Origin of the sequence: Flaviaestuariibacter amylovorans, assembly GCF_039541815.1 — a bacterium.
Taxonomy (GTDB): domain Bacteria; phylum Bacteroidota; class Bacteroidia; order Chitinophagales; family Chitinophagaceae; genus Flavisolibacter; species Flavisolibacter amylovorans.
The window spans coordinates 1,150,043-1,168,076 of record NZ_BAABGY010000007.1; the positions used below are offsets into that span (position 1 = coordinate 1,150,043).

Sequence of the window (18,034 nt, forward strand, 5' to 3'; positions counted from 1 at the left end):
GGTCAGGAAATGATGTTGGGGATCTTTTGCTCCTGCAGCAGCAGGTCGGCGAGTACCAGCGCGGTCACGGCCTCGAGCACGGGCGGCACGCGCAGGGCGATGCAGAGGTCATGGCGTCCCTTTACCGAAAAGGCTTCCACCGAGCCGGTTTCGCGGTTCCAGGAAGTCTGCTCCTTGGGGGTAGACGAAGTCGGCTTCACTGCCACGCGGAACACGAGCTCGTTACCCGTAGAAATACCGCCCGTGACGCCGCCCGCATGGTTGGTCCGCGTTTGTCCTTCGGCATTCAGTATCGCGTCGTTGTGCTCGAGTCCGAACATCCGTGCAGCGGCGAAGCCGGCCCCGAACTCGATACCTTTTATCGCAGGAATGCTAAACGCCGCATGCGCGAGGAGCGACTCCACCGAATCGAAGAACGGCCCGCCGGCGCCCGGGGGCAGCCCCTGCACGCGGCACTCCACGATACCACCGACCGAGTCCTTCGCATCGATGGCACGCTGCAGTCCCTTGTCGATATCCGGCTCCCCTCCTATTTCCAAGATGCGCGCCTCCACAGCGATGCCGCGCAGCAGCTTCTTGGCGATGACGCCCGCCGCCACGAGGCACACGGTAAGGCGCCCGCTGAAATGCCCGCCGCCGCGGTAGTCTTCGTGCCCGCCGAACTTCTGCGCGGCCACCAGGTCGGCATGTCCGGGACGCGGGAACGCGCGGATCTTCTCGTAATCGGCCGAGCGCGTATTGCTGTTGGGAAAGATCATGGTAAGCGGCGCTCCTGTGGTCTTTCCGTTGAACAGTCCACTCAGGAACTGTGGCCGGTCTTCTTCCTGGCGGGGAGTGGTGCCTTTCTGCTGTCCACCTTTCCGGCGCTCGAGATCGGCAATGAAATCTTCCTCGGGCAAGGCAAGTCCGGCAGGAAGACCATCGAGGGTGACGCCCACGGCCGGCCCGTGCGATTCGCCGAAGATGGAGAGACGAAGCAGGCGTCCGAACTGGTTCATGCGCGGGGATTGTCGGTCAAAGATAGGGTGGCTCCGAGCTGCTGCAGGTGCCTCCAGAAGTCGGGATAGGATTTGCCCACGGCCTCGGCGCCGGTGATGGTGGTCGGACCGTCGGCGCCAAGTGCGGCCACAGCAGTCGCCATGGCGATGCGGTGGTCGTGGCGCGACGACACGGTGGCGCCCTTCAGGCCGCCGCCTCCGCGGATGATCATGAGGTCGTCCTGTAGTTCAATCGTAAGGCCCATCTTACCGAATTCCTCCTGCAGCGTAAGCGCACGGTTGCTTTCCTTGTGGGCAAGGCGACTTACGCCCTCGATCACCGAAGTGCCGTGGCAATAGGCAGCAAGGGCCACGAGCGGCGGAAACAGGTCGGGGCAGTCGGTGGCATTGAAATGAAAGGCGTCCAGCTTTTTGCCGGAGCGTACTTCAATCGCGTCGGTGCGTACGCTCATAATGGCGCCGCACTGCATCAGCGGCTGCAGTACCGCCTTGTCGGCCTGTGGTGAGAACACATCCAGCCCCCGGATCTCCAGGCTTCCGAAAAGCGCCGCCGCCACGAGCAGGAAAGAAGCGCCGCTCCAGTCGCCCTCGACGGGGTAGCTGAGCTCGTTAGTGGCAGGAGGTTGATCCCGGTCATCGTACACGAAACGCTCGTATTGCTCGTTCCGCGGCACTTTGAGCCCGAAGTCCTGCAGCACCTGCAGCGTCAGGTCGATGTACGGCTTGCTGTTCAGGCCTTCCACCTGCACCGTCACGTTGCGGGCAGCGGCGGCAGAATAAGCCATCAGCAGTCCGGTAAGAAATTGAGACGAGAGGCTGCCATCAACGGTAACATCCCGCGGCTGCAAGGGTCCCCTCACCTTAAGCGGAAGAAGACCGTCGTTGCTGTGGCAGGATACGCCCAGCTGCGGCAGCACGGTGTCGAAGAAATCGAGGGGGCGCCGCACGAGGCTGCCGGCGCCGGTGATCGTCACTTCTTCGGCACTCAGGGCTGCCAGTGGCGTGAACATCCGCACCGAAAGGCCGCTCTCGCCGCAATGCAGCGCGCCCCCTACCGGTTGCACACCGGCGCTTTCGATCCGGATCGTGCCGTCAATTTCGGTCACCTGCGCGCCCAGTTGCCGGATGATGCCCAATGCAGCGCGGTCGTCGTCGGAAACGCCGGGGTTCTGCAATACCGTGACGCCGCCGCGCAGCAGGGCCGCCGCACAGGCACGCTGCATCGCGCTCTTGGAGGCCGGAGCCCTATAAATACCGGTCAGGGTGGAGGGAGAAACGAGGGCTTCCATCACAGCAAGTCGCTTAATTCGTTAAGAGGGATAGGTTCTACGAGGGCTTTGCCGATGCGCTCCAGCAACACGAAATGGACGGAGGCCCCTTCCTTTTTCTTGTCGCGCGAAAGCACGGGCAGCACCTTGTCTTTGTTGTAGGTGGCAAGTGTGGGCAGCCCGTAGCGGTCGAGCAAGCCCACGAGCCGCGCCGCGCTACGGAAGGCGGTACGTTGTTGCGAAAGCTTCGCGGCGAAGGCCATACCGATGGAGATCGCTTCACCGTGCGACAGCTCGTACTGGTTCTCGAGCGCGTGGCCGAGCGTATGTCCGAAGTTGAGCAGGCGCCGCTCCCCTCCTTCGAATTCGTCGGCCAGTACTACTTTAGTTTTCAGCAGGGCATTGCGCTGCACGAGGTCGGCGAGCGCCGCCTTTTTCTTGCGGTAGCTGTCCACCGATCCCACCTCGAGCTCACGGAACATCTTTGCGTCGCGGATGGCCGCGTGCTTGATGATCTCGGCAAAACCATTGCGCCATTCGGCCTCGGGCAGGCTTTGCAGCAGGGTCATATCGTGCAGCAGGAAGGCCGGTTGCCGGATGGTGCCGACCATGTTTTTGTACGGACCCACATCGATCCCGTTCTTGCCGCCGATCGACGCGTCCACGAGCGCCAGCAGCGTGGTGGGCACAAAGCCGCAGCGGATGCCGCGCAGGTAGATGGCTGCGATGTAGCCGGCAAGGTCGGTGATGACGCCGCCGCCCACGCCCACGATAGTCCACTTACGGTCGGCGCCGAGCTCCACGAGGCGGCCGATCACCGAGTCCACGGTTGCCTGGATCTTATAGGCCTCGCCGGGCTTCAGCACGATGCTGTTCCAGCCCTTGAAGCGCCTCTCGTGCGCGGCAAATACGTGCTCGTCGGTGAGCAGCACGGTCGTCATTACGTCAGCGAGCTCTTTCAGTTGCGCGAAGCTCCCGGCGAAATAGTAGTCTACGATGGCGGTGCCGAATCGAAAGGTCTTTTTGATCATCAGCTGTTGAATACTTTGTTCTGGTGGTGGATGCTTTCCATGTGCACGGCGTCGAAGTACTGGGTAATGAACTCCTTGCTCAGGCCGAACTTCTCGCCCTTGCGCACGGCCCGCTCGAGGATCTCGTTCCAGCGGCGCGTTTGCAGGATGGTGAGGTTGTGGTCCTTCTTGTATTGCCCGATCGCGTCGGCAATCTTCATCCGCTGCCCGAGGAGCTGCAGCAGCTCGTCGTCGAGCTGGTTGATCTGTTGGCGCATCTTCTCGAGCACCGCGTGGTCGGCCGCAGACACCACTTCATCCTTGCGCCACGCGATGCCATCGAGCAGCGCCGCGAGCGTTTCGGGGGTGATTTGCTGCTTTGCATCGCTCCAGGCATTGTCGGGGTCGATGTGCGACTCGATCATGAGCCCGTCGAAGTCGAGGTCGATGGCCTCCTGGGCCACTTCCTGCAGGATGTCGCGGCGTCCGCAGATATGCGAGGGGTCGTTGATCAGCAGCATGTCGGGGTTGCGGCGCTTCATCTCGATGGCGAGGTGCCACATCGGCGCGTTGCGGTATTCCGTGTTGCCGTATGCCGAGAAGCCGCGGTGGATCAGGCCGATGCGCTCGATGCCTGCCTTGGCCACGCGCTCCACGGCGCCGGTCCAGAGCTCGAGGTCGGCGTTGATCGGGTTCTTGATCAGCACGGGCACTTTCACACCACGCAGGGCATCGGCCACTTCCTGCACGCTGAAGGGGTTCACCGTGGTGCGGGCGCCGATCCAGAGCACGTCCACATCAAAATGCAGCGCGTCCTCCACCTGCTTGCCGGTGGCCACTTCCACGGCGGTGGGCAGGGCGGTCAGCTTCTTTGCCGCCTGCAGCCAGGGCAGTCCCTTGGTGCCGATGCCTTCGAAGGAACCGGGACGGGTGCGGGGTTTCCAGATACCGGCGCGCAGCATGTCCACCTTACCGGTGGCGGCGAGGCGCTGCGCCGTTTGCAGCACCTGCTCTTCGGTTTCGGCGCTGCAGGGCCCGGAGATGATGAGGGGCCGCTTGTTCCATTTTTCGATGACGTTGTCGAGGGCATTTTCCATTGTATCGGAGTTTGAGGTGCCGCCGCGAAAGTACGCAGGGGCGGCACCGTTATTTAAGGATGCGTTTGATCTTGTTGGCCTGCCCGATGAGCTCGAGCAGGTAGTCGTAATTTTCTTTTTCGAGGCAGGCCTTGAACTTACGGAGCTGCGCGATGTGCTCGTTGAGCACGTCGAGCACGTTTTCGCGGTTCTGCTGCAGGATGGGTACCCACATGGCGGGGTTGCTTTTGGCGAGGCGCACGGTGCTTTCGAAACCACCGCTGGCCAGCTCGAAGATGGCTTCCTCTTCCTTTTCTTTCTCGAGCACGGTGTTGGCCAGGGCGAAAGAAGTGATGTGCGAAATATGCGAGATGTAGGCCACATGCACGTCGTGCTCAGCGGCGCCCATGTATACGAGGTGCATCCCGAGGCTGCGGTACACGTGTTCCACCAGCAAAGCCGCATCCTCGTCCGAACCGTCGCGGTCGCAGATCACGGCGGCCTTGCCGGTGAAGGCCCCGCGCACGGCCGCTTCGGGCCCGCTGTGCTCGGTGCCCCACATCGGGTGCGCAGCCACGAAGCGCCCCCGTCGGGGATGATCGCCCACCGCCGCCAGCACGCCCTCCTTGGTGGAGCCGACGTCGAACACCACCTGCGTCGTTACCCGCTCCAGCACGTCCCGGGCAAGGCCCGAAAGCGCGTCCACCGGCACGGCCAGCACAACGAGCTGCGCGGCGTCAACGGCTTCCCGGACCGTAGCAATACGGTCGACGAGTCCCAGCTCGAGTGCCCGCTGCGCGTGTGTGTCGCTCCGGTCCACGCCAATGACCTTCGTGGCAATGCCTTTTTCCTTCAGGGCGAGGGCCATCGAGCCGCCGATCAATCCGAGTCCGATCACAGTTACTACCATAACACTTAAGCGGGTAAAAGTTTTTGAATTCGGTCCAGCGCCGCTTCGAGGCGTGCCACCGGGCTGCACAGGCTCACGCGGATATAGTTGTTTCCCTCCGACCCGAAGATGCCGCCGGGCGTGATGAAGACCCTGGCCCCGTCCAGTACGGCATCGCTCAGTGCATATCCGTCGCGGTACCGCTCCGGAATCCTGGCCCATACGAAGAGACCGGCCTGTGCGCGGTTGTAGCGGCACTGCAGGTGATCGAGCAGGGCGTACACGTGCTCCCGGCGCTCGCGGTAGGTGGCATTGAGCGCTTCGTGCCATTCGCCGCCAAGCTCCAGGGCCGCCACCGCCGCCGATTGCAGGGGCTGGAACATGCCGCTGTCCATATTGCTCTTGAAGCGCAACACCTCGTTGATGCGGGCCTCCGCGCCGCACAGCATGCCCACGCGCCAACCGGCCATATTGTGCGACTTGGACAGCGAATTGAGCTCGATGGCCACCTCCTTCGCCCCCGGCACCGCCAGCAGGCTTTGCGGCTGGTGGTTCAGGATAAAGCTATACGGGTTATCGTGGCAGATCAGGATGTCGTGCTTCTTCCCGAACGCGACCAGGCGTTGAAAAAGTCCGTCGGAAGGCAACTGCCCCGTGGGCATGTGCGGGTAGTTGACCCACATCAGCTTTACCCGGGAAAGGTCCGTCGCCTCCAGTGCTTCGAAGTCGGGCATCCAGCCGCCGGCCTCGGTAAGGGTATAGTCGATGCAGCGGCCACCGGCGAGCTGCACCGCGCTGCGGTAGGTAGGATAGCCCGGGTTGGGCACGAGCGCTGCGTCGCCTTCGGAGAGATAGGTCATGCATACATGGAGGATGCCCTCCTTGGAGCCGATGAGCGGCAGTATTTCTACGGCGGGGTCGAGCGTCACTCTGTACCAGCGGAGGTACCAGGCCGCCATGGCCTCGCGGAGCGGAGCGATGCCTTTGTAGCCCTGGTAAGCGTGCACGTTGGGCCGGGCGCTTTCACGTTGCAAAGCGGCGATCACGTCGGGGTGCGGCGGGCCGTCGGGCGAGCCGATGCCGAGGTTGATGACGTCGGCGCCACCTTTATTCAAGGCCTCGATGGCCCGCAGCTTTTGCGAGAAGTAGTATTCGCCGATCCCTTCGAGTCGGGTTGAGGTCGTGATCATAGGGCTATCGTTTGCGTCCGTTTACATATACGCCGTAAACGTCCAGTTTGGTGGTGAGGGGCTTCAGCGCGTCAAGTAGTCCTTCGAACGGCGCTGTGCTGTCGAACTCGAGGTCGGCATGGAAGAAGTATTCCCATTCGGTGCCGGGCAGGGGAAAGCTCTGGAGCTTGCTGAGGTTGATGCCCGCCTCCGCGATCTGTACCAGCACACGGGCGAGGCTACCGCGCTCGTGCCTGGTGCCGAAGCAGATCGAGGCCTTGGTAGCCGCGGGTGCGGGGGCCGGCTCACGGTGCAGCACAAGGAAGCGGGTGTAGTTCTGCGCCTCGGTGTGGATATCGGGTACCAGGATCTCGAGCCCGAAGAGCTCGGCGGCAAGGGCGCCCGCCACCGCGGCCGCGTGGCGATGGTGGTGCTGGTGCAACCGGCGTGCGCTCAGCGCGGTGTCTTCGGTTTCCACGAGCTTCCAGTGCCGCTGCTGCAGGAACTCGCTGCACTGCTGCAGGGCGATGGGATGCGAGTGCACCTCGCGGATGTCGTCGAGCGTCACACCCGGGTTCACGAGCAGGTGCTGACGGATGGGCAGGTACACCTCGCCGGTGATGTAGAGGCCGCTGCGCTGCAAGAGCCCGTAGTTGGGCAGGATGGATCCGGCGATGGAATTCTCGATCGCCATGAGGCCGGCATCCACGCGGCCTTCCTGTACGGCGGTCACCACCTCGCGGAAGGTGGCGCAGGGCAGGATGCCCACCTCGCTGCCGAAGTATTGCCGGGCGGCTACCTGGTGAAAGGAGCCTTCAAAGCCTTGTATCGTTACGATCTGTGCCATAAAAAAATAGGGTCCCGGTTTTGCCGGGACCCTTTATCGTTCAGTGTTCTATTCGTTGAATACTAGTGACAACAAGGCGCTCCCGGCTTCTCTCCGAAATAATAAAAGCTAAACCAACGATATGCCTTGTTTGTGTTCACGTGTTTCAAATATAATCAAGATTTGTGATTTCGGATTTCAGATTTCAGATTTTTTCAAAGCGCACGATTCTATAGAGAATCACAAATCACAAATCTGAAATCTAAAATCGTTCGCCTACCGGCGAACGGAATCCGCTTCGTTCATCCGGATCCGGCGGCCCTTGAACTTTTTACCGTCGATGGAGCCGATCATCTTCTGGGCGGCCTTGCGGTCCACTTCGAGCCAGGTGTTCATTTCCTTGAGGTCGATGCGGCCGAGTACGTCCTTCGGCAGGTCGCTGAGGTCGAGCACGAACTGGAGGAAGGAAGCCTTGTAGAAGCCATCCTTCGTACCGAGGTTCACGAACAGCTTCACCATATCGCCGCTGGAGGGCGCGAACTTCTTGTCCTTGCGGTCGGCGCGCCCGTCGGGCGTGCGCTCCTGGCGGCGGTCGTCGCGACGGTCGGTATGGCGCAGGTTGAGGTCCTCGGCGTTCTCGTAATAGCGCAGGAAGCGATCGAACTCGAGAGCGGCTACGCGCTGCAGCACTTCCTCCTTCGTCATGTCGGCAAACTTCTCCTGGAGCATCGGCACATAGGTGTCATAATCGCCGTGGGAGATGTCGGTGTTGATCAGCTTATCCATGAAGAAGAAGAACTGCTTGCGGCATACGTCCTTGCCGGTGGGGATCTCCACCTTATGGAAGGGCACCTGCACCATGCGCTCGATCTGCTTGATCTTAAAGGACTCGCGGGCGTGCACGATGGAAAGGCAAACACCGGTTTTACCTGCGCGGCCCGTACGGCCCGAGCGGTGAGTATATACTTCGACGTCGTCGGGAAGCTCGAAGTTGATGACGTGGGTGATGCCCGACACGTCAATGCCGCGGGCGGCCACGTCGGTGGCGATGAGGAGCTGCAGGGTCTTCTCGCGGAACTCGTCCATCACCTTGTCGCGCTGGGCCTGCGAGAGGTCGCCGTGGAGGGCGTCGATATCGTAGCCTTCGCGGGTGAGCTTCTCGGCAATCTCCTGGGCATCGGCCTTCGTGCGGGTGAAGATGATCCCGTACATGCCGGGGTTGAAGTCGATGATGCGCTTCAGCGTCTCGTAGCGGTGCTGCGCTGTAGTGACACAGAACTGGTGGTCGATGAGCTTGTTCGCAGTATTCTTGGTGCCGACCGTGATCTCGAAAGGCTCCTTCATGTACCGCTTCGTGACGCTGCGGATCTCCGGGGGCATGGTGGCGCTGAAGAGCCAGGTGGCGTTGCGGCGGGGGGTGTTCTTGAGGATGAACTCGATGTCTTCCTGGAAGCCCATGGAGAGCATCTCGTCGGCCTCGTCGAGCACCACGTACTGGATCTCTTCGAGGTTGATGGCCTTGCGCTCGATGAGGTCGATGAGGCGACCGGGGGTGGCCACGATCACCTGCACGCCGCGGCGGATGTCGCGGATCTGCTGGGAGATAGAGGTGCCGCCGTATACGGCCACCACGTGCACGCCCTTCATGTGTTTCTTAAAGATCTCCACCTCGTTCACGATCTGCATGCAGAGCTCGCGGGTGGGGCATACCACCAGCACCTGGGGGTGCTTTTCCTCGGGATTCAGCAGCTGCAGCATCGGGAGGCCGAAGGCGGCCGTCTTACCGGTACCGGTCTGGGCCAGGCCGATCAGGTCTTTCGTTCCGGAGAGCAGCACAGGAATGGCTTTTTCCTGTATGGGGGTGGGTTGTGAGAAGCCAAGGTCCTGGACGGCTTTCAGGAGATTTTCCTGGAGGCCTAACTCGTCAAAGGTCATTATAGATGCGATTTTGTTCGCGCAAAGGTAACTCTAACCGGGCGGGCGGCAACGGCTGAGGCGGAGTAATTCGCCCAGGCCTTACCGAAAGACGAGCGAATTGGGATAAGATTGGGAAGAAGAAAAAGGTTTTGGCAGGTTTTAAAAGGTTTTAAAGGTTTTAAAGGTTTTGCCGAATATCGGGGGGGACGCACTGTTATGCGTCTGTTCGGGGGCCCTTCGGAATTATCTATTCCCGGTTCCATATTCCTTGTTCCCTGTTCCCTGTTCCTTATTCCCTGTTCCTTCGCCCCTTCGCTATCCGCTATCCGATACTCGATATTCACTCCCGACCGGTTGCCACCTGTCACCCTGAGCTTGTCGAAGGGCATAAAAAAAGCCTTCCTGGAAAGGAAGGCCGTACGATTGCTTGCCAAATGAATAAATCAGTAAAGGTCTTTATACGGTCCGGGGGCAGGCGTCCCGGTTGTGGGCTTAGTGGCCACCCGAAGTACCGTGAGCAGCGGTGTCGGTGCTCGTGGTGGTGCTGTTCGTAGTGGTCGTCGTGTCGGCGCCCGTAGCGGGGGTCGTGGTACCGGCAGCGCCCTGGTTCAGGGAATCAGGCGTTGTGGTAGTGGGGGCCGTCGTGGTCGTGTTGGTGGTCGTCGACGTAGAGTCGGTAGAAACACCGGATTCGCTGCCGCTGTTGCAGGCAGTGAGGGAAGCCGCGAGGGCGAAGATGGCGATGAACTTTTTCATGTTGTGTTGTAGTTATCTGGGTTGGATGAATAAACTAGGCTTACTGGCGGGCAGCATTGGCGGAATCGGTCTTGCCGGCGGCAGAGTCGATCGCGTTCACCTTCTGCTCCGTGGTGGAGTCGATGGCAGACTTCTTAGCTTCAGCGGCGGAGTCGATAGCACCCTTGGTGGAGTCAGCTTTGTTCTCCAGGGAGTCGGTCTTCTGGTCAGCAGCCGTGTCGGAAGAGCTGTTGCAGGCCGTCAGCGAAGCGGCGAAAGCGAGGGCGAGGAATACCTTTTTCATTTGTTACTTGTATTTGTGGTTGTTAAATGACTTAGTTACGGGGCGTGTCGCGAACAAGCGTGTCGTTTTTCGGATCGAAGGAGCCTTCCACTTTTTCGCCGAGGCCCCGGGCACCGGCCTTGGTCGAATCCCAGGATTCTTTGGCCTGCACTTTCAGCGAGTCTCCGAGGCGATCTGCCTTGTTGAGCAGGGTGTCGAGCTTTTGCCCGGGCGTGCCTGCGTCGTTGCCGCAGGCAGCCAGTACACAGAGGGATGCAAAAAGCAGGATGCGCTTCATCGGTTATTTCGTTTTTTCGGCGGAGTCGGCGAGGGCCTGGTTGGCGGAGTCGGTACGCTCGAACGTCTTCTCCGTCTTCTCCATCAGCGAATCCATCTTCTTATCCACGGAGTCGATCTTTTGCTCTTTTACTTCCTTGAGTGAGTCGAGCGCAGAGTCTTTTTGGGTCTCCGAGCTTTCGCCGGAGGAGTTGCAGGCCGTGAGCAGACCGGCGGTAAGGGTGAGCAGGAACAGCTTTTTCATTGTTTGCGGCTTCTTTCCGGATTAATACCGCAATCGAAAGAAGGTAACCCCGCCGGCGGAAAATATTTTTTTAACGCTATGGCCGGGTTACTATTTTTAAAGTTTGGTATTAAACAGGGAATTCGTGAAGGCAGTAGTGACGGAACAAAGCATACTGGAGGGGTTGGCCCGCAACGATCGCAAGGCGATCGAGTCGATCTACCGCGAGCACTATAATATGGTGCAGGCCCTGGTGGTCAACAACAGCGGCTCGGCCGAGGATGCCAAGGACATCTTCCAGGAAGCGCTGCTGGTCCTCTACGAGAAGGTGACCGCCGGTGGGTTCGAGCTGCATTGCCAGCTGAAGACCTATCTCTACTCGGTGAGCCGCCGCCTCTGGCTGAAGCGGCTCCTGCAGCAGAACCGCTTCATCAGCAGCGACAGCGATGCGGAAACGGTGCCGGTGGAGGATGAGCTCGATACCCACGAGCAGCGTGCCCGCGAATTCGAGCTCATGGAAAAGGCCATGGGCGGCCTCGGCGAACCCTGCCGCAGCCTCCTGGAAGCCTTTTACCTGCAGAAGAAAGGCATGCAGGAGATCGCGGCGCAGTTTGGCTATACCAATGCCGACAACGCCAAGAACCAGAAGTACAAATGCCTGCTGCGCCTGAAGAAACTATTCTTTGCACAATATAAAACGGACCTGTAGCGTATGGACGATCTTAATGTACTCGAAGCCGTAGAGCGCTATATCAGCGGAACGATGGGCCCCGATGAGCGGATGTATTTCGAGCAGCTCCGCAAAACGAACCCCGAGGTAGACCAGCTGGTGGTGGAGCACACCTTCTTCATGCAGCAGCTGCACCGCTTCGACGATACCAAGAAGCTGAAGGCGCAGCTCGACGAGATCCACCTCGACCTCTCCGAAAAAGGCCAGATCCAGTCTCCGCGACTCGAAGGCGGCGCCCGCGTGCGCTACCTCTTCCACCGCTATAAGCGCACGGCAGCTATCGCCGCCTCCATCGCCGGCATCACGGCCGTGGCCATCTCGGCCCTCGTGTCGGGCCTCGCCCCGGCCACACAGAACAAGGCCCAGGACGCCCAGTATCAATACCTGAAAGGCAAGGTCGAGCAAGCCATCAACGAAAACCGCGCGCAGGACCGGGTACTCAAAGACGTAAAGAACAAGGTGGATGCGACCGCCGTTTCCGCTCCCCCGATCGTATACACAACGGGCGGCACGGGTTTCCTGATCGATGTCAATGGCTACCTCGTCACCAGCGCACACGTGATCGAGAATGCGCACAACATCGCCGTTCAGAACAGTGCCGGAGAAGAACTTTCGGTTCAGGTGGTGCAGAGCGATAAGGCGCGCGACATCGCCATCCTGAAAATCACCGACAGCCGCTTCAAGGCCCCCGCCGCCCTCCCCTATGGCATCCGCAAGAGCGGCGCCGAGATGGCCGAGCCCGTGTTCACCCTCGGCTTCCCCCGAAACGTAGCTGTATACGGCGAAGGCTATATGGCCGCCCGAACGGGATTCAACGGCGACACCCTCACCTGCCAGATCGCCATTGCGGCCAACCCCGGCAACTCCGGCGGCCCCATCCTCAACCGCAACGGAGAGGTGGTGGGCATCCTGAGCGCCCGGCAGACCACGGCCGAGGGCGTCGTATTCGCCACCCAATCCAAGTATATCTACAACGTGCTCGCGCAGCTGCGTAAAACGGACTCTTCCGTACAGGTAAAGCTGCCCACCTCATCGCGGCTGCAAGGCCTCGAGCGGCCACAGCAGGTAAAGAAGATCGCCGACTTCGTGTACATGGTGAAGGTGAGCTAAAGAACAGTAGAACAAGGAATATTGAATATTGAACCGCACAATAAAAAAGCCCGGATCGCGTAGCTATCCGGGCTTTTTTATTGTGCTTTAAGAAAAGGTCGTAAAAGGAAAGAAAGATTGACCTAAGTTCCCCCTTCGGGGGACAGGGGGCCGGGACTAGGCCACCGTCTCCACGTTCCAGAGGTTGCTGGGGTAGGCGCCGCTCTCGACCTGCTTTTTCACGCTTTCGGTAACCACCGGCGCGTCTTCCTTATAGGTAACGCCGAACCACTGGGCGGAGGTCTCCAACACCTCGATGCTGCCGCGGCCGGTCTTGATGAAGCGGTCGCAGGAGTACGGGATGAGGAACTCGGCCTTCAGCTCCTGGCCTTGCTGCTGGAGGAAGGTCTTGAACTCTTCCTGCAGGATGGGGAACAACGAGGGGTGGAAGCACCAGAAGTTCATGGATGCGCGCGTGTTCTCGTCAAGCCCGAGGAAGGAGCCATCGGGCTCTTCGGAAACCATGTTGCCGTCCTTGCGGTAGATCTTGAGGCGCTCGTTGATGGCCACGAGGTTGCCTTGGGCATCGGTGCTGCAGACGCCGCGGCTCACGGAGCCGTTCTCGGAGAGGGTGTTGTTCAGCTGGTAGCCCACAAGTGCATAATGATCCGCCGCGCAGCGCGTATTCAGGAACTCGGCCGCCTTCACGAAGCCGTCGGCGCCGTAGAAGTCGTCGGCATTGATGACCGCAAAGGGACCGCTCACGGCATCTTTGGCGCAAAGTATCGCATGCGAGGTACCCCAGGGCTTCTGGCGATCGGCGGGGGCCTGGTAGCCGTCGAGGAAGGCGTCCTTGTCCTGGTACACGTACTCCGTTTCGATGCGGCCCTTCAGCTTGGGCTCGAAGATATTTTTGAACTCCTCCGCGAAGTCGCGGCGGATGATGAAGACGACTTTGCCGAAGCCGGCGCGGATGGCATCAAAGATCGAATAGTCCATGATGGTTTCGCCGCTGGGGCCGAATTGCTGGATCTGCTTCATGCTGCCGTACCGGGAGGCCATGCCGGCCGCCATGATCACTAAGGTTGGTTTCATCTTGCTTGTTGACTTTCGTTGGTGATTAGATCGTGAGCGAATGTACTGTATGTTTTCTCCAGAATGGTCACTCCGCCACGCGTCGTGAAGCGTGAGGCGTGAGGCGTTAGAAGACCAGCCACCAATGTCGGGCACCCGCTTCTCCTGCCTGACGCCTCACGCCTGACGGCAACTGGGGTGACCAACAATGAGGGATGGTTCCTACATTCACGCCCTCGCGCACTATGGAGCTTCCGCTTGGGAATATATCGGCCGACGTACTAAAAAATTGGTGCCAGCCCTACGGCATCGACGCGGCCGTGCTGCGCCTCGACCGGCTGCACCCGGAGGTATCGGGCAACAAGTGGTTCAAGCTGCAGGGTTATCTCACCGCGGCCCGGGCTTCCGGAAAGCGCACGCTGCTCACCTTTGGCGGCGCCTGGTCGAACCACCTGCTGGCCACTGCCGCTGCCGGCGCGGCACTCGGGCTCCGTACGGCGGCCGTGGTGCGGGGCGAAGCCCCCTCCCTGCCCTCCCCCACCCTGCAGGATGCCGCCGCGTTGGGTATGCGGCTTTTCTTCAGCAGCCGCGCGGCCTACCGCAACAAGGAGCTGCCCCCGGAAGTCTGGAAGGAACTTGACCCAAACGAAACGCTCGTCATCCCGGAAGGTGGGTACGGGCCGGACGGCGCCTCCGGGGCAGCCCGGATCCTGGATCATGGGGAATTGGACAAGTACACGCACATACTGTCTGCCGTCGGCACCGGGACTACCCTTGCCGGGCTGGCGCAGGCGGCCGGGCCCGGGCAGCGGGTGATCGGGATTTCGGTGCTCCGGGACCCTTCCGCGCCCGACGCGGTGCGGGCACTGCTGCCCGAAGAGCGGTACGGACTTGTAGAAATGCGGCACACCTTCCACTTCGGCGGCTATGCCCGCCACACGCCGGAGCTGCTCGGGTTCATGAACGGCTGGTACCGCGACACGGGTATTCCGTCCGACTTCGTGTATACCGGCAAGTTGTTCTATGCAGCCGATGCGCTCGTCCGGGACGGTCATTTCGCACCGGGAAGCCGCCTGCTCCTCATTCATTCGGGCGGGCTGCAGGGCAACCGGTCGCTGCCACCCGGTACGTTAATCTTCTGATGCAACGGGGGGCTGCGGCTATATTTGCAGTGAACCCGGAACAATACATGCGGTCGATGACACGTACTTCCCTGATCCTTACCCTATGCCTCCTGGGCGCCACGGCCCTGCAGGCCCAAGACACCCTGCCCCGCTTCTCTGTGCGCAACGCAGGCAACAACCGCTTTGTCATCAGTTGGGTAAATCCCTTTCACAACCTGGCGCAGATCTCGATCCAGCGCTCCTTCGACTCGCTTGGCACCTATAAGACGATCCTGTCGGTAGCCGATCCGAAGTCGGTTCAGAACGGCTTCACCGACCGCACGGCACCGAACGACCACATGTTTTACCGGCTCTTCTACGTGATGGAAGGCGGGCTCTTCTACTTCACCAAGCCGAAGCGCCCCGACACGTCGCGGATGCAGGTGCCGGTGATGCCGCGTCCCAACATCCCCACCGTCTTTACCACCGTGCCGAGCCAATACCGGGATTCGATCTTCGTACGCAACCGCGACACCTTTGTCATCATCAACCGCGACACGATCGCGGTAAAGCCCAAGGTCCCGGTGGTGCCCAAATGGGTACCCTCCCGCTTTGTGTTCACCAATAACGACGGCTATGTGAGCATCAAGCTACCCGATGCCGACAAGGAAAATTATACGCTCCGTTTTTTCGAAGACAGCAGCAAGGTGCTGTTTGAGCTGAAGGGGGTAAAGGAAAAAAGCCTGACCCTCGACAAGGCGAATTTTTACAAGTCTGGCTGGTACTTCTTTGAGTTGTATAACGATGAAAAGTTGGTAGAGCGAAACCGGTTCTTCCTGAAGCCTTGACGAAGGGGTGACGTTTTGGTTTAACGGCCGCAAGCGGCCTTGCTTTTTTGCGACGCCGGCTTTAAAACAATTCCTTCATGTGGTGGGTGCGTTAGGATCATACGCCGCAAGCGGCTTGCTTTTCCAAAAGATCGTAGCGGGTTTCACGCCGAGACGCAAAGGCGCGGAGCACGCAAATCTTTGGTCCTGGCCGCGTCAGGATTTCCCATCTACGGCGTGATCCCTGCGTTGGGTCATTGTGAGGAGCGCTCGTGCCAGGTGCAGGGAACCAATTTCTGAAGCTTCGGAACGTCATTACTCACACCGGCCATTGCTCCTCGCAATGATGGCAAAGCCGCAACAACGGACACTATGGGAAAAGGTATTCCTGTGTCTTGGCGTCTTAGCGCCTTTGCGTGAAACCCTCGTACCGCTTAGAGCAAAACGAGCCGCTTGCGGCGGGCTGTTGTAATTCCTCGCTTAGACCAGCTCCACGTCAAACACCCGGCAGAAATTCGCCTTCAGCTTCTCTTTCACTTCCCCCATGGGCACGTCCCTTCCGAGTTCCTCACGCATGGAGGTCACTTTCTTGTCCGCGATGCCGCAGGGGACGATGTGGTTGAAATAAGACAGGTCGGTGTTGACGTTGAGGGCAAAGCCGTGCATCGTGACCCAGCGGCTGCAGCGCACGCCCATGGCGCAGATCTTGCGCGCGCGGCCGTTCACCTGCGCGTCGATCCACACGCCGGTTTCGCCGGCGGAGCGGCCGGCCACGATGCCATACTCCCCGAGGGTGCCGATAACGACGTCTTCGAGCGAGCGCAGGTACTTGCCGATATCGGTATAGAATTTTTCGAGGTCGAGGATGGGATAGCCCACCACCTGGTCGGGACCATGAAAGGTGATATCGCCCCCGCGGTTGGTCTGGTAGAACTCGATGCCCTGCCCGGCGCGCTCCGCCTCCCCGATCAGAACGTGCTCCATCTTGCCGCTCTTACCCAGGGTATATACGGGGGGATGCTCCACGAAAAGCAGGTGGTGCCTTGTCGGCAAGGTCGCCGGGTCCACCGGCTCAGCACTCTGGTGCCGCAGGGCTTTTACCTGCAGGGCTTCCTGGAGCAGGCTTTCCTGGAGCACCCAGGCCTCTTTGTAAGGCATGTTGCCGAGGTCGCGGAAGTGGACGGGTTGGGGGTGGGACATAGCGGGCAAAGATAAAGGAAGCTGCAATGGGTGAGCGGGTCAGCGGGTGAGCGGGTCGCCTTACGTCGAGGAGCCATTTTAGAGGTTCACTGGTCTATTGGCAGGAGTCGTCCTGCGGCAGCCCCGGAACGACATAGGATGCAGACTCACGTTACTGATTTTACCTGCTCACCCGCTCACCCAATCACTTGCTCACCCGCTCACGGTTCACGGCTCCCGCATCGCTATCTTTGCCGCTGCATGCCTACGAACGAGATCATCCCGAACGATGCCATCGAGAGCAACGACGAGCTTTACGAGCGCTTTACCTTTTCCGTCGACAAAGGCCAGGAGCCGTTTCGCATCGATAAGTTCCTCATGGGCCGCATCGAAGGCGCCACGCGCAACAAGCTGCAGGCGGCCATCAACGCGGGCATGGTGCTCGTAAACGGGGCCGAGGTGAAGCAGAACTACAAGATCAAGCCCTACGACCAGATCATCGTGTACTCCGACATGAGCCCGGAAAGCACCGAGGTGCTGCCCGAGCCCATCGACCTCAATATCCTGTACGAAGACGCCGACCTGATGGTGCTCTACAAGCCGGCCGGCATGGTGGTGCACCCGGGCTCCGGTAATTATACGGGCACCCTCATCAACGGCGTGGCCTACTATCTCCGGCAGCAACACCCCGATATCGACGAGAGCACCCTCCCCCGCTTCGGCCTCGTACACCGGATCGACAAGAACACCTCCGGCCTCCTGGTGCTGGCCAAGACCGACAAGGCGGTGCGCCACCTCGCCAAGCAGTTCTTCGACCATACCGTGCAGCGGGAGTACCGCGCCCTCGTATGGGGCGTTCCGGAGCCGCCGCAGGGAACCATCAACGCCCACGTGGGCCGCAACCTCCGCTATCGCAAGACCTTTGACGCCTTCCCCGACGGCGACCACGGCAAAGAGGCCATCACCCACTTCGAGGTGATCGAATCCTTCAATTACGTGTCGCTGGTGAAATGCGTGCTGGAGACCGGCCGCACCCACCAGATCCGCGTGCACATGAAGCACAAGGGGCACCCCCTCTTCAACGACGATACCTACGGCGGCGACCGCATAGTGAAAGGCACCATCTACGCCAAGTACAAGCAGTTCGTCGACAACTGCTTTGCCCTCTGCCCCCGCCAGGCCCTGCATGCCAAGACACTCGGCTTTGTGCACCCGACCACGGGCGAGCAAATGTTCTTCGACACCGAACTCCCACCGGACCTCGCGGGCGTCATTGAAAAGTGGCGGACGTATACGAAGGGGCACACGGGATCTTTTGAATAGGGAATTCAGTAGATTTGG

General features: G+C 60.3%; 19 protein-coding genes. 5 read left to right on the top strand and 14 right to left on the bottom strand.

Going from position 1 to position 18,034, the window contains the following annotated elements; all coding sequences use genetic code 11:
- Positions 1–2: 2 nt before the first annotated feature.
- The 12 genes from ABD937_RS13360 to ABD937_RS13415 all read right to left on the bottom strand — a co-directional run bounded on the left by ABD937_RS13360 (position 3) and on the right by ABD937_RS13415 (position 10,712).
- Positions 3–998, bottom strand: coding sequence for a chorismate synthase (locus tag ABD937_RS13360; RefSeq protein ID WP_345256248.1), 996 nt, complete (start codon positions 996–998; stop codon positions 3–5).
- Positions 995–2,287 (bottom strand): 3-phosphoshikimate 1-carboxyvinyltransferase, encoded by a 1,293-nt coding sequence (gene aroA / locus ABD937_RS13365; protein ID WP_345256249.1) that lies wholly within the window; start codon positions 2,285–2,287, stop codon positions 995–997. The genes ABD937_RS13360 and aroA overlap by 4 nt, the downstream gene beginning before the upstream one ends.
- On the bottom strand, positions 2,287–3,297 hold the full coding sequence (gene aroB / locus ABD937_RS13370) for a 3-dehydroquinate synthase (protein WP_345256250.1): 1,011 nt from the start codon (positions 3,295–3,297) through the stop codon (positions 2,287–2,289). The genes aroA and aroB overlap by 1 nt, the downstream gene beginning before the upstream one ends.
- The gene (locus ABD937_RS13375; RefSeq protein ID WP_345256251.1) at positions 3,297–4,373 is read right to left on the bottom strand and encodes a chorismate mutase; all 1,077 of its coding nucleotides are present in this window, start codon (positions 4,371–4,373) and stop codon (positions 3,297–3,299) included. The genes aroB and ABD937_RS13375 overlap by 1 nt, the downstream gene beginning before the upstream one ends.
- A gap of 49 nt (positions 4,374–4,422) precedes the next feature.
- Entirely contained in the window at positions 4,423–5,262 is an 840-nt protein-coding gene (locus tag ABD937_RS13380) for a prephenate dehydrogenase (protein ID WP_345256252.1), read from the bottom strand.
- A 5-nt stretch (positions 5,263–5,267) separates the two neighbouring features.
- Complete coding sequence (locus ABD937_RS13385; RefSeq protein ID WP_345256253.1) at positions 5,268–6,431, bottom strand: pyridoxal phosphate-dependent aminotransferase; 1,164 nt, start codon at positions 6,429–6,431, stop codon at positions 5,268–5,270.
- Positions 6,432–6,435: 4 nt separating this feature from the next.
- Positions 6,436–7,257, bottom strand: coding sequence for a prephenate dehydratase (locus ABD937_RS13390; RefSeq protein ID WP_345256254.1), 822 nt, complete (start codon positions 7,255–7,257; stop codon positions 6,436–6,438).
- 255 nt (positions 7,258–7,512) lie between these two features.
- Positions 7,513–9,171 (bottom strand): DEAD/DEAH box helicase, encoded by a 1,659-nt coding sequence (locus ABD937_RS13395; protein ID WP_345256255.1) that lies wholly within the window; start codon positions 9,169–9,171, stop codon positions 7,513–7,515.
- A 474-nt stretch (positions 9,172–9,645) separates the two neighbouring features.
- The gene (locus ABD937_RS13400; RefSeq protein WP_345256256.1) at positions 9,646–9,909 is read right to left on the bottom strand and encodes a hypothetical protein; all 264 of its coding nucleotides are present in this window, start codon (positions 9,907–9,909) and stop codon (positions 9,646–9,648) included.
- Positions 9,910–9,949: 40 nt separating this feature from the next.
- Positions 9,950–10,192 carry a hypothetical protein gene (locus ABD937_RS13405; protein WP_345256257.1) on the bottom strand — a complete coding sequence of 81 codons (243 nt, stop codon included), beginning with the start codon at positions 10,190–10,192 and terminating at the stop codon, positions 9,950–9,952.
- Positions 10,193–10,223: 31 nt separating this feature from the next.
- Positions 10,224–10,469, bottom strand: a complete 246-nt coding sequence (locus ABD937_RS13410) for a hypothetical protein (RefSeq protein ID WP_345256258.1) — start codon at positions 10,467–10,469, stop codon at positions 10,224–10,226.
- 3 nt (positions 10,470–10,472) lie between these two features.
- Positions 10,473–10,712 carry a hypothetical protein gene (locus tag ABD937_RS13415; protein WP_345256259.1) on the bottom strand — a complete coding sequence of 80 codons (240 nt, stop codon included), beginning with the start codon at positions 10,710–10,712 and terminating at the stop codon, positions 10,473–10,475.
- A gap of 103 nt (positions 10,713–10,815) precedes the next feature.
- Between ABD937_RS13415 and ABD937_RS13420 the strand changes: the two genes are divergently transcribed.
- Together ABD937_RS13420 and ABD937_RS13425 are read left to right on the top strand one after the other, a co-directional pair.
- Positions 10,816–11,400, top strand: a complete 585-nt coding sequence (locus tag ABD937_RS13420; protein WP_345256260.1) for an RNA polymerase sigma factor — start codon at positions 10,816–10,818, stop codon at positions 11,398–11,400.
- Between the two features lie 3 nt (positions 11,401–11,403).
- On the top strand, positions 11,404–12,531 hold the full coding sequence (locus tag ABD937_RS13425) for a S1C family serine protease (RefSeq protein ID WP_345256261.1): 1,128 nt from the start codon (positions 11,404–11,406) through the stop codon (positions 12,529–12,531).
- Between the two features lie 156 nt (positions 12,532–12,687).
- Here the strand turns inward: ABD937_RS13425 and ABD937_RS13430 are convergent, their stop codons facing one another.
- Positions 12,688–13,605 carry a nucleotidyltransferase family protein gene (locus ABD937_RS13430; RefSeq protein WP_345256262.1) on the bottom strand — a complete coding sequence of 306 codons (918 nt, stop codon included), beginning with the start codon at positions 13,603–13,605 and terminating at the stop codon, positions 12,688–12,690.
- Between the two features lie 194 nt (positions 13,606–13,799).
- On the opposite strand from ABD937_RS13430, the gene ABD937_RS13435 reads away from it, so the two are divergent.
- The gene (locus ABD937_RS13435) at positions 13,800–14,726 is read left to right on the top strand and encodes a 1-aminocyclopropane-1-carboxylate deaminase/D-cysteine desulfhydrase (RefSeq protein ID WP_345256263.1); all 927 of its coding nucleotides are present in this window, start codon (positions 13,800–13,802) and stop codon (positions 14,724–14,726) included.
- 56 nt (positions 14,727–14,782) lie between these two features.
- Complete coding sequence (locus ABD937_RS13440; protein ID WP_345256264.1) at positions 14,783–15,535, top strand: hypothetical protein; 753 nt, start codon at positions 14,783–14,785, stop codon at positions 15,533–15,535.
- Between the two features lie 459 nt (positions 15,536–15,994).
- Here ABD937_RS13440 and lipB read toward each other — a convergent pair whose 3' ends face one another.
- Entirely contained in the window at positions 15,995–16,714 is a 720-nt protein-coding gene (lipB, locus tag ABD937_RS13445) for a lipoyl(octanoyl) transferase LipB (protein ID WP_345256265.1), read from the bottom strand.
- Between the two features lie 240 nt (positions 16,715–16,954).
- On the opposite strand from lipB, the gene ABD937_RS13450 reads away from it, so the two are divergent.
- The gene (locus ABD937_RS13450) at positions 16,955–18,016 is read left to right on the top strand and encodes an RluA family pseudouridine synthase (protein ID WP_345256266.1); all 1,062 of its coding nucleotides are present in this window, start codon (positions 16,955–16,957) and stop codon (positions 18,014–18,016) included.
- The last annotated feature ends 18 nt before the right edge of the window (positions 18,017–18,034 follow it).

Excerpts from the sequence above, each read along its gene's own strand:
- ABD937_RS13360 (WP_345256248.1), bottom strand. The coding sequence starts at position 998 with ATGAACCAGTTCGGACGCCTGCTTCGTCTCTCCATCTTCGGCGAATCG.
- aroA (WP_345256249.1), bottom strand. The coding sequence starts at position 2,287 with ATGGAAGCCCTCGTTTCTCCCTCCACCCTGACCGGTATTTATAGGGCT.
- aroB (WP_345256250.1), bottom strand. The coding sequence starts at position 3,297 with ATGATCAAAAAGACCTTTCGATTCGGCACCGCCATCGTAGACTACTAT.
- ABD937_RS13375 (WP_345256251.1), bottom strand. The coding sequence starts at position 4,373 with ATGGAAAATGCCCTCGACAACGTCATCGAAAAATGGAACAAGCGGCCC.
- ABD937_RS13380 (WP_345256252.1), bottom strand. The coding sequence starts at position 5,262 with ATGGTAGTAACTGTGATCGGACTCGGATTGATCGGCGGCTCGATGGCC.
- ABD937_RS13385 (WP_345256253.1), bottom strand. The coding sequence starts at position 6,431 with ATGATCACGACCTCAACCCGACTCGAAGGGATCGGCGAATACTACTTC.
- ABD937_RS13390 (WP_345256254.1), bottom strand. The coding sequence starts at position 7,257 with ATGGCACAGATCGTAACGATACAAGGCTTTGAAGGCTCCTTTCACCAG.
- ABD937_RS13395 (WP_345256255.1), bottom strand. The coding sequence starts at position 9,171 with ATGACCTTTGACGAGTTAGGCCTCCAGGAAAATCTCCTGAAAGCCGTC.
- ABD937_RS13400 (WP_345256256.1), bottom strand. The coding sequence starts at position 9,909 with ATGAAAAAGTTCATCGCCATCTTCGCCCTCGCGGCTTCCCTCACTGCC.
- ABD937_RS13405 (WP_345256257.1), bottom strand. The coding sequence starts at position 10,192 with ATGAAAAAGGTATTCCTCGCCCTCGCTTTCGCCGCTTCGCTGACGGCC.
- ABD937_RS13410 (WP_345256258.1), bottom strand. The coding sequence starts at position 10,469 with ATGAAGCGCATCCTGCTTTTTGCATCCCTCTGTGTACTGGCTGCCTGC.
- ABD937_RS13415 (WP_345256259.1), bottom strand. The coding sequence starts at position 10,712 with ATGAAAAAGCTGTTCCTGCTCACCCTTACCGCCGGTCTGCTCACGGCC.
- ABD937_RS13425 (WP_345256261.1), top strand. The coding sequence starts at position 11,404 with ATGGACGATCTTAATGTACTCGAAGCCGTAGAGCGCTATATCAGCGGA.
- ABD937_RS13430 (WP_345256262.1), bottom strand. The coding sequence starts at position 13,605 with ATGAAACCAACCTTAGTGATCATGGCGGCCGGCATGGCCTCCCGGTAC.
- ABD937_RS13435 (WP_345256263.1), top strand. The coding sequence starts at position 13,800 with ATGGTTCCTACATTCACGCCCTCGCGCACTATGGAGCTTCCGCTTGGG.
- ABD937_RS13440 (WP_345256264.1), top strand. The coding sequence starts at position 14,783 with ATGACACGTACTTCCCTGATCCTTACCCTATGCCTCCTGGGCGCCACG.
- lipB (WP_345256265.1), bottom strand. The coding sequence starts at position 16,714 with ATGTCCCACCCCCAACCCGTCCACTTCCGCGACCTCGGCAACATGCCT.
- ABD937_RS13450 (WP_345256266.1), top strand. The coding sequence starts at position 16,955 with ATGCCTACGAACGAGATCATCCCGAACGATGCCATCGAGAGCAACGAC.